Source organism: Caldivirga sp. UBA161 (genome assembly GCF_002506515.1).
Taxonomy (GTDB): Archaea; Thermoproteota; Thermoprotei; order Thermoproteales; family Thermocladiaceae; genus Caldivirga.
Genome location: NZ_DAXS01000053.1, coordinates 44,783 through 58,790 on the forward strand (window position 1 = coordinate 44,783; position 14,008 = coordinate 58,790).

The following is a 14,008-nucleotide window of genomic DNA, read 5'->3' on the forward strand; positions in this document are numbered from 1 at the left end:
CAGAGGCATCCTGAGCATTTGTGATTAAACATAGTTAAGGAGGGGAATGTGAATGGGTATGGGTAGTAGCGTAATCAGTGGTTTAAGCCCCTTAGCCACGTAACCCATTGGCCCGCCTAAAATTAACCTAACTCCATCCCTTTCATCTAATTCAACGTAATTCCTACTCTCCTCACTTAAAGTAACCTCCACTGAACCACTCCTTACGAAGATTGTGGCCTTATCAAGCTCGCTGTTGAATCTAAGCCCCAGGGTGACTTCATAGTCCTTTAAACCATGTTCCTGAGCCCTATTACTCAATAATTGTTCAAAACTCTTGAGTAATGTATAAGCATTATTTATTCTAAATACCCCTTCAGGGAGTACTACATAGTATGATGCTATTTTAAGCAGCCTCCCAAGCCTAGCTTCATCATACGCATTAACGTGAACCACAGCCTCATTAATCGATGCAGCCTTCATGAATCCACCAACTAACTCAGCCTCATGGTTGCTTAAGGAAGCTACCTCAACAATGTTAGGTCTACTTAACACTCCCCTTACTGAGCTTCCCTGGCTAATTAAGTAACCATCCCCACTAATCCAAACCCTCAATGGTGGTTCACCTAATGATGCTGGATCTAGGCTTACGTAACCCTTATAGCATTCCCACTTCCTCTCAACCCTTATTGGCATTGATTCATAATGCTTACTCATTAATGGGACTGCATCATCCCATTCAACACCACTAACCTCAATAGGCCTAATCCCTGACCTGGATAGTGAACGCGAAGTAATGTATAATGCCTGCTTTTGGCCGGCGACCTCCCATCCAAAAGAGCCGTATCTTTGCCTATCACCCCAAAGTACTGATAATGATATTCCATCTCTCTTCATCACATTAATCACATGCCTAAGTAAAGCCGTCATGTACCCCTTCCCCCTCTCCTCAGGTAATGTGGCAACACCCCCAATGCCACCTATTATGATACTGATACCGAAGCTGATAGCCTTAATTTTAAATAAGCCAACGTGAGAAACCAGTTTACCGTTATCCTCAACAACGTAGAATGATGATAAATCCCTACATTCAGCACCATAAATATAAGGATAGTATCTAGGGAAGAAACCGCTTGAGAAGCCGTAACTCCTTTCAAGCAACTTCATGAAATCATCCCACTCCTCCTCCCTAACATTCCTAATGATCATTAACCCACAGTAAGCGTGCTCCGTGTTTTAAATAATACTACATTGCTTAATGGCGATTATTCGCGTCACTTAAGGTAAGCATAATCAATATCACAGTTACTATTAATGATGATGCAGGAAGCACTAAGTACATTAACATTAAGATGCCCATGCTGATCTCATTAACCCACATCACCTTAATGAATAATGAACCATTAATTATCAACGACACATCAGTGCGTTTAACTAGAGTACTATTATTAAGTAAGTAGCCTTTAAATGTCATTAAACCCAAGTACCTTGGTTCCTTAAGCTTAAGCACATACCCCTTAGGATACCAATGCACTAGTGGTGTTTCATTCCCATCCAACCCGATTAACCTTACTTCAAACAATTGATTATACATTACCCTTACCTCAGTTGGCCCATTAACAGTAATGGTTACGTTACTTGAATTAATAACATGCGTCCCATTAATAATGAACCCAATGGGCTTTATTAACGATGAACCATTAATGAATAATCCACCTAGAGTTAAATTAATCATGTATCCCTTAGGAACCATCATGAATCCAGTACTATTGATGGATATCACAAGGACAGGCATGTAGTAGTACAATGGTCCAGGATACTCGTAGGCATTGCCAATAACCTGAACATTAACACCCTTACTTACTAAGGCTGATGCATTAGCCACAGCCTCGCCTGTCAATGTACCAATACCCCACGTGTATGGCGCTGGGTAGTATGATCCATTAACCCTATGAAGCAGTGTGAAGGTTGCATTAATGTTCTTAATCACCGCCCCTATTCCACACACTGGCCCAGTTATTACTAATTCAGAATCAATAGGTATTCCGAATTCGGCGTAGCCTGAACCATTAACTACTATGCTTGGTTTACTTACGTTAATTAATGTAACGTTATCAAACCACCTTAATGACCCTTGAATACCATAGCCAAAGCTTATGTGAGTTGAATTGGATCCATTAACCATTATGGCTAACGTTAAGTTGAAGGGTGGGTTTAATTTACCTATAATATTATTGTACGCGTAGTATTGTTGGCCATTGAAACTACTGATGGATCCTAAACCTACTACATTACTTAAGGTGGCGTTGGGTGATGTTATATTCCACACGTTATCAACAATTGAAGCCGTAGTTTCATTAAATATTGCAACATCTTGAACTATGTAGTATCCACCACCAGCCCTAACTATTGAATTCAATTGAACATCAACATACCCATCACCAGCCCTAACCCCACAACCACTCCTAACATCAGTTACAGTAATACTCCTAATGAATGCTACACCCAATACCTCACTTGTTTCATAGGAGTAGGCTAATAATGGCTCACCGTAGTATAATGCTATACCATAGTCGGCAATACCAATTGGATTATAGGAGTAGAATACTTCATTGGAACTATTATGCTGAAACATGTAGAATAGGTAAACGGAATAATTATTATCATTAATGAATAATACACGTGACTCACCCCGCCTAATGGTTAGTGAAGCATTACCATTAACTACATGATTAATGCCCTGAACCTCAACTACTAATGATGAATTAGCCACCACATAAAGTAGCCCTGGCCCATTAACGTAGGTTACGTATGATGAATTAGGGTTAATTAATAAACCATACATTGGTATTCCTGAACCAATACTCATGTTGAATGATACTGGAGTCGCATTAATAATCTGAGGCTGCATTACCGCCGCTATTAATAGCGTTAACACTATCATTATTAACAATCGCTAGGCTGCATTTAAATTAATTTAACGCTTAACAGTAAGTGGCGCTATGACCTCATTAAAGTACTTGATTATATCCCTTATTGCCTGTGATTCACCAGGCGATATTTTAAGAACTTCAACCTCCATTGCCTGCCTAGCAACGTAGAGTAATTTATCGTAGGCAACAGTGTATGGCTTAATCCCAGTAATCTCCTCAACCACATTAACCCACTCCTTACCTGTTGTTGGATCCACTGGGTACTTGTAATCAAACATATTCAATATTGGCGGCAATATGGTTACATTACTCTTAATTCCCTTAATGAAACCTACTATTGATGATAATGACTCAATGGAACTATGATCAACGGTAGTAACTGGTATTACGTGTGTTGATTCACTTACTATAGGTTCTAGGAATTGCCTCGTGAAGCCCACTGACGGCGTATCAACCACCAACATTATTGGCTTCAAGTACTCTGTAATAATCCTTATTATGTACCTTAATTTAAATAATGGTAAACCCTCCACTATGCTACCTGGTACTGAGAAGACTAACCTCATCTCTTCACTATTAATCACCCATGATTTAAGGTAAAGCGCGTAAAGTGGATTATTTATCTTACCGGTTAAGTAATCTGATAGCGTGTAATTAACCTTAGTTAATGAACTCAGTAGGACCTTAGATGCTGAACCATTATCAACACCTAAGTCAAGAAGCACAACTGGGTATGGTGAGGAACCCCTAAGCCTATATGCAGCTAATGTTGCTGTATTAACAGCTATGGTTGTCTTACCAGTACCCCCCTTGGAACCACTGACTACGGTTATAATAACTGTCAATACTCCTCACCTGGCTTCCTAATACCCCTATTCTTAATATCACTAGGCCCAGGCTCACCTGGAGCCTCATTACTCTCAGTACTCTTACCCTTAGATAATGTTAATGCACTTAACACTAACACTATTATACCTACCCCATAGACTATGGGGCCAATTATTGCGTAGCCTAACATTGATGCTGCATATCCAATCACATTAAGCACTGCACCAATCATGAGTATTATTCTAGCATCCATAGTTAAACGTAGGCATTCAGTATTAAAAAATTATCTTTAATGAATCTAGGAGTTAACATCACATGTTAGGCGAAGCCAGTTATGAACTTACCTGGATTCAGCCTTAACCAATCCTTAGCATCCATCTTAAGGTTCCTCTCAATCCTATCCCTATGGAAGTTGTTAAGCGTGCAGAATGGTATTATTCTCCCATCAGGTACTGCGTAATGAATGTCGCATCTTTGTATGCGCTGAACATCAAAGTTCATAGTATCCATGAAGTGCATTATACCTATCCCAACTATGTTAAACATAAATTTACCTAATGCCTCATAACTCCTCTTAAGTAGGACATCCTGAAGCAGATCCTTAACTGCCTTATGCTTAACATACTTAAGTAGCTTAAGAACCCTTAAGCTTCCAACAGCCTTATGAACCCCACCCTTACTAACCTCATTGTATATCCTCCATATTTCAGCCTCAAACCCATCTACATCAACAAGCTTCGTTATTGGGATTATATCCTTAGCATCCTCATCATAATATATGAAGGTTGCAGCCCCACAGACAGGGTTATTGGTGAAGAGTGGCTTAGGTGAATCCGTGAGGACCTCAATTAATTTACCAAGGGCCACTGGCCAGTTAACTGGCCTCCAATCCCACCTACTAATCTTACCCCCAGTCTGCTTCTCAGTATTTATTAATACATCCGGTATAGTTATCCTGTATTGCCTAAGCTCCTCAGGTGAGTATTCCCTAGCCCTACCTGCAAAGGCCACTGGCTGAATGTTAATCCACCTAACAACATCCCTATTCTGAACCGCAAAGTCAATGATCTTACCCATATCATTATCATTATAATTCTTAGCCATCGTCACAACTAGCACAATTGACCTATGCCCAAGCTTCCTAGCGTTCTCAATAACCTTCTTCCTTAATTCAACATAAGCCTTTGGATCATATAGCCTATGCCTCCATACACCCTTATTATTAGGGTCGATAGTATCGAATTGAAGGTATATTGTTGACATCCCGGCGTCAAGCAATGCCTTATAGTAATTAATATCATTAGCTATCCTAATACCATTAGTATTAACCTCAACATGATCAAAGCCAAGCTTCCTAGCCATCCTAACTATCTCCGGTAAATCATTCCTAAGAGTTGGCTCGCCACCACTTAATTGAAGTGCATTAGGTGCCCATGGTCCTTGACTCCTAAGTATCCTCATCATGCGTTCTATATCAGCTAGTGATGGTTCATAGACATAGCCTGCTACTCCCGCATTAGCAAAGCACACCGGGCACTTCATATTGCATCTATTAGTTACATCAATTATGGCTAATGCAGTATTACTCTTATGCACTGGGCATAAGCCACAGGCAAAGGGGCAGCCGCCAGCCTCCTCATAGTAGGTTACGTCAGTATTTGGGTTAACTAGGCCTTTACCAATGTAGTTTGGGTCATCCCACTGGAGGTAGTAGTAATACATCTCGGCATCACCCCAGTAAATGTCTAGGAATTGGCCATGCTCTGGGCAGGTTTTCTTAAGCCAAATTACATTATCATGCTCATAGACAACCATTGGTATTTGCTTATTACAGACTGGGCAGACTGAGGTCGATATCTTTATTACCCTGGATGGTTCAGGTATATTAAACTTCCTCTTATACATTGATTGAAGATTCTGGTCATTGATAAGCCTAGTGAATGCCTTAGGGAGTTTGAAGCGGCCCAGATCAACAAGGGGTTTAGCGGCAGATTCCTTAGTGGCCTTTGCGGTTACTAATTCCTGCATTAACTGAACCAAGCCCTGGCTTATTAATAAGCTTTACACACTACTAATACTCTGAGAAGTATCACTTATTATCAACAAGGGGCGGCGCTATTTTATTAAATAAATCATTATTAATTAACTCAGCTACTATATACATTGCATGTGACCAAGCCAATGGCACTGCTGAGATCGGCCTCCCTGAATTCTTATCAACCTGCTCCGGTAGCATACCGGTACTGGTACTATGGGTTAAGGCCCACTTTATTAATTCGCTAGCCTTATCAATGTTGCCGGCTAGCTTATGGTATATTGCCAGCCAAAGAGTTGTTATTATCCATGGGTTACCACCGTAGTACTTATCCTCAGGATTCCTACCCACTCCACCAACCTTATATTTGAACGCCCCCTCAATGGTTTCAGCATTCATCTTCATCCTATCATCACTCACATTAACCATGTTGAATGGGAAAACTAAGCCAAGTGTGGCTGAATCAGGTATATTGAATCTTGGTTTAATTATCTTAGCGAAGAATCTACCATTCCAAGCCTGATTAAGCGTTGCTGAGCGAACAATAGAAGCATACCTACTCCACTCCACAGCCCTATTCCTATCACCAATTTCACCAGCTAAATATGCCGCAGATGATAAGGCTGCATAAACTGAGGCATTAGTATAAGTGTGAACACCCAGATGCTCTTCCCAAGGCCCAACAGTGGGTGTTGTTAAGCCATCATCACTCACGTTGGCCGCTAAGTACTCGGCCGCCCTCCTAACCATTATCCACGTATTCTTCAGGAATTGCCTATCTAGGGTTAACTTAAAGTGCACGTAGGTGGCTAGAACCACTGAGGCTGTTTCATCTATTTGAAAGGACCATGATGGGGCCTTAAGCCCAGGCTCGGCATAATACCTTTGATAGAAGGCCCCATTCTCCCCCTGCGATTTAACTGCCCAATTAATGAACTTAACTGCCTCATCATGGTAACCGAGAATATCTAATGCTATAGCTGAGTAAGCTGCATCCCTGGGCCAGCAATACCTGTAATCAGGCCATAGTGTTGGTGCAGCTATGAATGCCCCCTCAGAGTCTTGAAGCATCTTAATTACGTACGCTGAATGCTTAACCATCTCCTCATTAATAACCCCACTTAACTTGACCTTACTAATCCAGTTCCCCCAATGATCAGAAACACCATGGCTTAAGACGCAGCAATCCATGGACTTAACCTTAGCTAACTCCCTTAACGCAGCCTCCTCACTCCTATCTAGGACTAAGTAAATGGTTAATGTTTCCTCATCCCTAAGCCTCCACATTAACGCGAAGTTAACTCCCCTGAAGCCCTCATATATGCTTAGCTTATTCATTTTTAATTCACCATCATAGGCGTCTGTGAATGCATCTGAGTCAGCGCCTAATTGGCCAATCTGATAACCATTGGGTATCCTATCACCTGAAACAACTAGGGTAAGGCCCCTCTTATAATCAACAACGGCGCCATACCTCTCATCAAAGTAAGCTGCATCAGCAGTGTGGGTTTCCCATAATTGAGGTGAAGTGTAGTATATGAAGTTGAATTCACCAGGTATACTGAATTCAAATCTTCTGATAAGTATATTTTCACTATGAAGCACAAAGTCAATTACCTTAACTGAGGCATCCCCACTCCTGAACACAGTCTCTAAGACCCCTGGAGCAGCATACTTCTGCCTAATATCACCCCAATCAGTTAGCCAACTGAAGTAACCCCTCCTATATATTCCAGGTAATGAGGAATGAATGTTCTGAGGGAATGATTTAGTTGGGTAAAATAAGTACCTTAACTCCCCTCTACCACCAATAACAGCAAGCATACTGCCATTACCTATAATGCTCTGCTCATAAACAGCCTCCATCATTAGTTAGCTATTAGGTGTAAGCTTATTAAATGTTACATTCACCATGAATCAACGCACCATGCTCACCATAACTGGTGCTTAAGCATCATTAAATGAACAAGAATGATTACATCATTATTGATCATTGAGCCAAAAGTTTATTAAGCTGCGTGTGTAAAATATTTAGTAGGGTGGTGGAGTATTGTAATATATGTATCACCAGATGCTAAATCTGCGGAGCAGACAACACCACAGATGGAGCTTAAGAAGCTTATGCTTAGTGAGCTTATAGATGGAGAAATGATTGTTGGAGCAGCCATAATAGATTCTAATAATATTCCAATAATACATCATTTACCAACAACATTAACATTAAAATCCCTTAGAAACGTCATGAGCCTCCTAGAAATCGCCCAAAGATCCCGAAAGCTTTCCGATGACCTCCTCGGCCCCTTTAACTATATTCTTATAAAATACGCAAACTTCAAAATCGCCTTCTTCAACATGACTGATAAGGGTTGGTTAATAGTTTTCGTGAACCCGGTTTGGCATGTTGAGAACGCTATGCCTAAGATTAGGCAGTTCATGGTTAAAGCATATAAATTAATATAGTGCCTTAAATTTAAGAATTGATCATATCCTTTAAAATCCAGTTTACCTAATCAATGCTGCTAATATAGCCTTAGCTGTGTGAAGCCTATTCTCAGCCTGCTGCCACACAATGCTTCTAGGTGAATCAATAACATCATCAGTGACCTCAAGGCCCCTATGGGCTGGTAAACAATGCATGAATACTGCATCCTCCCCTGCAATGCTCATTAAGCCTTGGTTTACTTGATACGGCTTAAATAGCCTTATTCTTTCCTCAGCCTCCTTCTCCATACCCATTGATACCCATACATCAGTGTATACTGCATCAACACCCTTAACCCCCTCCTCAATAGATTCCGTAACGGTAAGCACCGCGCCTGTTCTTTTACCTAAATCCTCAGCATCCTCAACATACCTCCTACTTGGCCAGTACCTCTTAGGTGATACTACCCTAACATCCCAACCTAACCTAGCTCCTATTGCAATTAGGCTATGGGCCATATTATTATCCCCATCCCCCACGAAGGCTAATTTAACGCCATTAACCTTGCCTTTAACTTCCCATAAAGTTAATGCATCAGCAAGCACTTGGGTTGGGTGGCATTCATTACTCAAAGCATTCACAACAGGTACTTGAGAGTACTGGGTAAGTTTAATTAGTGTTGAATGATCGAAGACCCTGGCCACTATACCGTCAACAATCCTTGAAACAACCCTAGCAGTATCCTCAATAGTCTCCCCCCTACCTAATTGAAGTTCCTGGGGGTTACTGTAAATAGCCTTCATACCAAGCTGCCATGCAGCCGTCTCGAAGCTAATCCTTGTCCTAGTGCTGGGCTTCTCAAATATCATTAATACTGCCTTACCCTGGTGAACGCCAATGTACCTTTCACCCAAGTAATACCTCTCCTTCATGTTTTTAGATAGATTAAGAAGCATTAATACCTCCTGCGGCGTGTAGTCAAGCCAACTTAGTAGGCTCCTACCCTTTAATTGATTCAACATGCCTTATTAAATACCCTCACACTATTAAGTATTATTCCTTAATGCCTATGGTATGACCTCAGTAGAGTCTAGTGTTGGGTCATAGTATAGGTCACTTGGTTTAACCACACCCTTATTAACCAGCTCCTTAACCTCAGGTCCAATTTCAAGTATTGTCCTTATAGTCTCCTTGGTAATGTAATCAACCATCAGCACGCCATCTAAACCCCAATACCTTTCACCCTCCTTAATGGCGTATAGGCATCTACCGCCGCAATACTGCTTATACTCACATTGCCTACACATTTCAGGTAACTGGGACTCAATATTAATTAAACTGAAGCCGGAATTAACATTACCCAACACTGCCCAATCCTCATGAACTGCAATCGGGCATGATAAAACCCTACCATCAGTTGAGACTGCAATAGAATCATATCCAGCGCCGCAGGGTGGGCCCCTATATGGTTTATGTAGGTATGCGGATAAAACCCCAAGTATAGGCACTATGCCAATAACCCTACCCTCCCTTAGGTTACTTAGAAACAATTGAACAAGCCTCCTCACCCCAGGTAGGTAGTTTGACTTAGCCCATGTTAATACATCCCACTTACTGTCCCATATAACGTCCAATTGCCAATGAACAAGGTTAAAGCCAACATTAAGTAAATGCGTTACATCAAGGTATATGTCCGTTAGCTGCGTTACCGCCATTCTAGCTATTATCCTATTAACCCCAATTGATTTAAGCCTCATTAATGCCTTAATCACGCGGTTATATACGCCAAAACCCCTGTGGGCATCAGTAACCTCTTCTCTACCATCTATTGATAAAAGCACTACACTCATTCTCCTCCAATACTCATTAGGTAGTAATTCAGTTAATGTTCCATTGGTTTGAATCCCCCACCTATTAGCCTTAACATTATCCATCATCCACATTATGAAGCGTGGGTTAAGCAGAGGTTCCCCACCATAGAATATCACTGTGGCGTTGCTATCCTTCTCAATTAACTCCTTTAACTTAACTGGATTATAATTAATCCTCCAGGGCACTACCTTAGGGTTAAAGGAGCCGCCGCAGTAACTACACCTTAAGTTGCATGCGCCTGTGGTGAATACTAGCCAAAGCATCATTAGCGGAACACATTAGTGTATATAAATCTTAATGAACTGCATTAACTTAAGTGAAATAATTTGAAGATTAGCCATTCTACGTATTATGCTTAATCATGAGTGGTGCTCAATTATCTCTAGTAATTCCTTATCCATGTACTGCCTCATTACATTTAATATAATTAATGATAATTCATCATCATTAACCTCCCCATTCAATATTATTCTCACGCTTATTAATTCCCTTAATCCATTATGCTCATGGCCAATTAACTCAATTACATGATTACCCATGTTAACCCTACTGTATGTTAAGGAGCCGGCCCAACCTAAGTTAATTCTACTTCCAGATTCAGGGAATTGGGGGGAGTAGATGTCTAGGGAAATAACATTATCAATAATCCTACCCACCTCAATCCCATTAATAATTATAACCCTCCCCCATTCCTCACCCTTAAACTCAACCTTCACGTTTAGCGTAGGTTGAGTAGGTTTTTTAAGGGATATTGGGTTAACCCCATGGTGCTTAATTCATTCGAATTACTGCATCCTAAGGTTAAGGAGGCTGTTAAGGAATTGGGTTATGAGAAGCCCACTAAGGTTCAGGAGTTAGCAATACCCGTGGTTTTAACTGGTGAACACACGCTAATATCATCACCCACTGGTACAGGTAAGACTGAGGCTGCATTACTGCCTGCCTTATCAATGATGCTTAACTCAGGGGTGAGGGAGGGAGTAAGGGTACTTTACATTACACCGGCTAAGTCGCTTAATAGGGATTTAGAGCAAAGGATACGTAAGCTAAGTGGGTTACTTGGCTTAACTGTAGCTGTGAGGCATGGAGACACTACTAGCAGTGAGAGGAGTAGGCAGAGGAAGAATCCACCTCAGATACTTATAACAACGCCTGAAACGCTCCAAATACTATTAGTTTCACCAGTAATGAGGAATTGGCTTAGGGATGTTGGATGGGTTATAATTGATGAAGTTCACGAACTCCTCGGTAGTAAGAGGGGGATTCAATTAGCGGTTGGCCTTGAGAGGCTGGTGGAGTTGGCGGGTGAGTTCCAGAGGATAGCCCTTTCTGCAACAATAGGTGACCTGGAGCTGGCATCATCACTAGTGGGTGGGGTTGGGAGGAGTGTGAGGGTTATTAATGTTAATGATGTTTCAAGAACCATGGAATTAACAATACATTACCTGGGGCTTAATGAAGATGTTGAGGATACCGCCAGAAGAATTAGCGAGATAGTGAGTAACCATAGGGGTTCAGTACTCCTCTTCACTAATACTAGGGATGCAGCCGAATTACTGGGTACAGAATTGAAGAAGATTATTAATGGCGTGGAGGTTTACCATGGTTCCCTAAGCAGGGAGAGGAGGGAGTCTGTGGAGGAGGGGCTTAGGAGTGGTGGGGTTAAGGTTGTCGTATCCACGTCAAGCCTTGAATTAGGCATAGACATAGGTAGCATTGAGGCAGTGATCCAGTACATGAGCCCTAGGCAGAGTGATAGGTTAATTCAGAGGATTGGGAGGAGTGGGCATGAGGTTGGTGGAGTTGCTAAAGGGCATGTGCTCACTATAACACCTGATGATTACATTGAGTCACTGGTACTGGCTAGAAGGGCTATTGAGGGTGAACTTGAGGGTGATTACCCATACCACGCGGGGGCCATGGATGTTCTACTTCATCAATTAGCCGGCATAATACTTGACCATGGAGGCTCAGTTACAATAGAGGAGGCCTACAGAATCATTAGGAGGGCGCACCCCTACTCCTCATTACAGTTAAGTGACTTAATGAAACTCATTGAATTCTCCTCAAGGGAATTGAGGCTAATAGGAAATTACGATGGTGCCCTAAGGAATAGGAGGGGGTTGAGGATTTATTACCTCCAGAATGTGTCAATGATACCTGACGAAAGGAGGTTTAAGGCAGTTAACTACATGGATAAGTCAACCATAGGTGAGCTTGATGAAGACTTCGTGTTAACACTGGAGCAGAATAAGGTAATAGTCCTAGCTGGTAGATTATGGAGGGTTCTAGCCATTGATAAGGATGAGGGGGTTGTTACATTGGATGAGGTGAGGAGTGGTGAGGGTGAGTTACCTGAGTGGATTGGTGATGAAATACCAGTATCCTATGAAGTTGCTCAGGAGGTCTGTAGATTAAGGAAAAGGCTACTGACGGGCGGTTCCTTAAGTAGTTTCAATAGGATTAAGCTAATGGGCACTAATGAACTCCTCGAGGATATTAAGGAGCTATCAAGCGACTTAATGGGTAAGTACCCTGATGTCAATGAAACATTGATTGAATACTCAAGTAACCTAATAGTGATTCACTCCTGCCTAGGTACTAAGGGTAATGAGGCGCTTGGCCTATACCTAACAGGGTACTTAACCGGCAGGCTCGCACTCTCAATATCCTACGTTAGGGATCCTTATAGGGTCATTGTGAAAACCCCCAGGCCAATTAACCCAGAGATAATAAGGAGGGCGCTTCAGGAGGATGTTAAGGCTGTTGAGGAGACCTTAAGGAATGTTATTAAGAATAGTAACCTGTATAGGTATAGGTTTATTCAAGTTGCTAGGAGGATGGGGGTGTTACCTAAGGGTACTATTGATGTTAATGTCGATAGGTTAATTAAAGTCTATAATGGGTCTGTACTGGATAATGAGGTCATTAATGAAATTGAGGTGGATAAACTTGACTTAAATGCGTTGAGGCACTTCATAAGTGGTGTTAGGGATGAGGTAATTAAGTTAAACTTCCTAGCTAGGAAGCCATCTAAACTAGCCTTAATGATAATGGGTGGTTTAGGCACTAGGTCAATTATAACTGATGAAGTTCCCAGGAATATAATTATTGATTCAGTTAAGAAAAGAATCATGAATAAGGAGGTAACCCTCCTATGCCTAAGGTGTGGGTGGCATTTAACAGGTAAGGTTAGTAACATAATTAGCATGGAGCTTAAGTGCCCTAAATGCGGTATGAAGACTTTAACCATGTTGAAGCATAGGGATGAGGACATTGATAAGGCTATTAAGCTAGTGGCAAGAGTTAGGAGGGGGCTGCAGCTTACTGCTGATGAGGAGAAGTATCTTAATGAACTTAGGGAGAGGGCTAGGATAATAATGGATCACGGCTACAGGGGTTTAATAGCGCTCTCAGCCTATGGTGTTGGTACAGCCACTGTTAGGAGGATACTAAGTAATGCTGGTAATGATGATGAATTATTCTTAAACATTCTAGAAGCTGAGAGGGAATATGTAAGAACGAAAGCCTTCTGGGCTGATTAATTTCCCAAGCACCTACTAGTGTAGGGTATTCCACTATATGACAATGGAGAACCTTATTCAAAAGGCTTCAATGAAATAATTATCATTAAACCTCCCGCAAGGCCAGCCAATACAGTTGAAGCAAATACTTGACTAAGCGTAAGAGGAATACATTAATTAACAGTAATAAGTTTAAAGTTAAAATACATACATTATCAGCCATAAACCAAAGAGGGGCCTTAAGCCAACCACTAAGTAATCCAAGAGTACTGGTACAGTGAGTTAAAAGTACATTACCGCAAATCCAATAGCTAGGAACTCACTCTTATTCGCCAGCCTCTGCATAATTATGGTTTAAAAGCCTAACAATATTCCTAAATTAAATTATTGAAAATCACAAAAGCGTTGGAAGTCT

General features: G+C 41.3%; 11 protein-coding genes. 2 read left to right on the forward strand and 9 right to left on the reverse strand.

Annotated elements, in window-relative coordinates; all coding sequences use genetic code 11:
• Window positions 1-24: 24 nt before the first annotated feature.
• From BP896_RS06220 to BP896_RS06245, 6 genes are all read right to left on the reverse strand, one after another.
• Entirely contained in the window at window positions 25-1,188 is a 1,164-nt protein-coding gene (locus tag BP896_RS06220; RefSeq protein WP_291766793.1) for a GNAT family N-acetyltransferase, read from the reverse strand.
• 46 nt (window positions 1,189-1,234) lie between these two features.
• The gene (locus BP896_RS06225) at window positions 1,235-2,923 is read right to left on the reverse strand and encodes a thermopsin family protease (protein WP_291766795.1); all 1,689 of its coding nucleotides are present in this window, start codon (window positions 2,921-2,923) and stop codon (window positions 1,235-1,237) included.
• 33 nt (window positions 2,924-2,956) lie between these two features.
• Window positions 2,957-3,757, reverse strand: coding sequence for a ParA family protein (locus tag BP896_RS06230; protein ID WP_291766797.1), 801 nt, complete (start codon window positions 3,755-3,757; stop codon window positions 2,957-2,959).
• Window positions 3,754-3,993, reverse strand: a complete 240-nt coding sequence (locus BP896_RS06235) for a hypothetical protein (RefSeq protein ID WP_291766799.1) — start codon at window positions 3,991-3,993, stop codon at window positions 3,754-3,756. Before BP896_RS06235 ends, BP896_RS06230 begins: the two co-directional genes overlap by 4 nt.
• A 65-nt stretch (window positions 3,994-4,058) precedes the next feature.
• The gene (gene tes, locus BP896_RS06240) at window positions 4,059-5,768 is read right to left on the reverse strand and encodes a tetraether lipid synthase Tes (RefSeq protein ID WP_291766801.1); all 1,710 of its coding nucleotides are present in this window, start codon (window positions 5,766-5,768) and stop codon (window positions 4,059-4,061) included.
• Between the two features lie 61 nt (window positions 5,769-5,829).
• Window positions 5,830-7,644: a glycoside hydrolase family 15 protein gene (locus BP896_RS06245; protein WP_291766803.1), complete on the reverse strand. Its 1,815-nt coding sequence runs from the start codon at window positions 7,642-7,644 to the stop codon at window positions 5,830-5,832.
• 279 nt (window positions 7,645-7,923) lie between these two features.
• On the opposite strand from BP896_RS06245, the gene BP896_RS06250 reads away from it, so the two are divergent.
• The gene (locus tag BP896_RS06250; RefSeq protein WP_338028808.1) at window positions 7,924-8,235 is read left to right on the forward strand and encodes a hypothetical protein; all 312 of its coding nucleotides are present in this window, start codon (window positions 7,924-7,926) and stop codon (window positions 8,233-8,235) included.
• A gap of 42 nt (window positions 8,236-8,277) precedes the next feature.
• Here BP896_RS06250 and argF read toward each other — a convergent pair whose 3' ends face one another.
• From argF to BP896_RS06265, 3 genes are all read right to left on the reverse strand, one after another.
• Complete coding sequence (gene argF, locus BP896_RS06255) at window positions 8,278-9,219, reverse strand: ornithine carbamoyltransferase (RefSeq protein WP_291766805.1); 942 nt, start codon at window positions 9,217-9,219, stop codon at window positions 8,278-8,280.
• Between the two features lie 45 nt (window positions 9,220-9,264).
• The gene (locus tag BP896_RS06260; RefSeq protein ID WP_291766817.1) at window positions 9,265-10,332 is read right to left on the reverse strand and encodes a radical SAM/SPASM domain-containing protein; all 1,068 of its coding nucleotides are present in this window, start codon (window positions 10,330-10,332) and stop codon (window positions 9,265-9,267) included.
• 96 nt (window positions 10,333-10,428) lie between these two features.
• Window positions 10,429-10,785, reverse strand: coding sequence for a hypothetical protein (locus BP896_RS06265; protein ID WP_291766807.1), 357 nt, complete (start codon window positions 10,783-10,785; stop codon window positions 10,429-10,431).
• Between the two features lie 48 nt (window positions 10,786-10,833).
• Between BP896_RS06265 and BP896_RS06270 the strand changes: the two genes are divergently transcribed.
• On the forward strand, window positions 10,834-13,614 hold the full coding sequence (locus BP896_RS06270; protein WP_291766808.1) for a DEAD/DEAH box helicase: 2,781 nt from the start codon (window positions 10,834-10,836) through the stop codon (window positions 13,612-13,614).
• The last annotated feature ends 394 nt before the right edge of the window (window positions 13,615-14,008 follow it).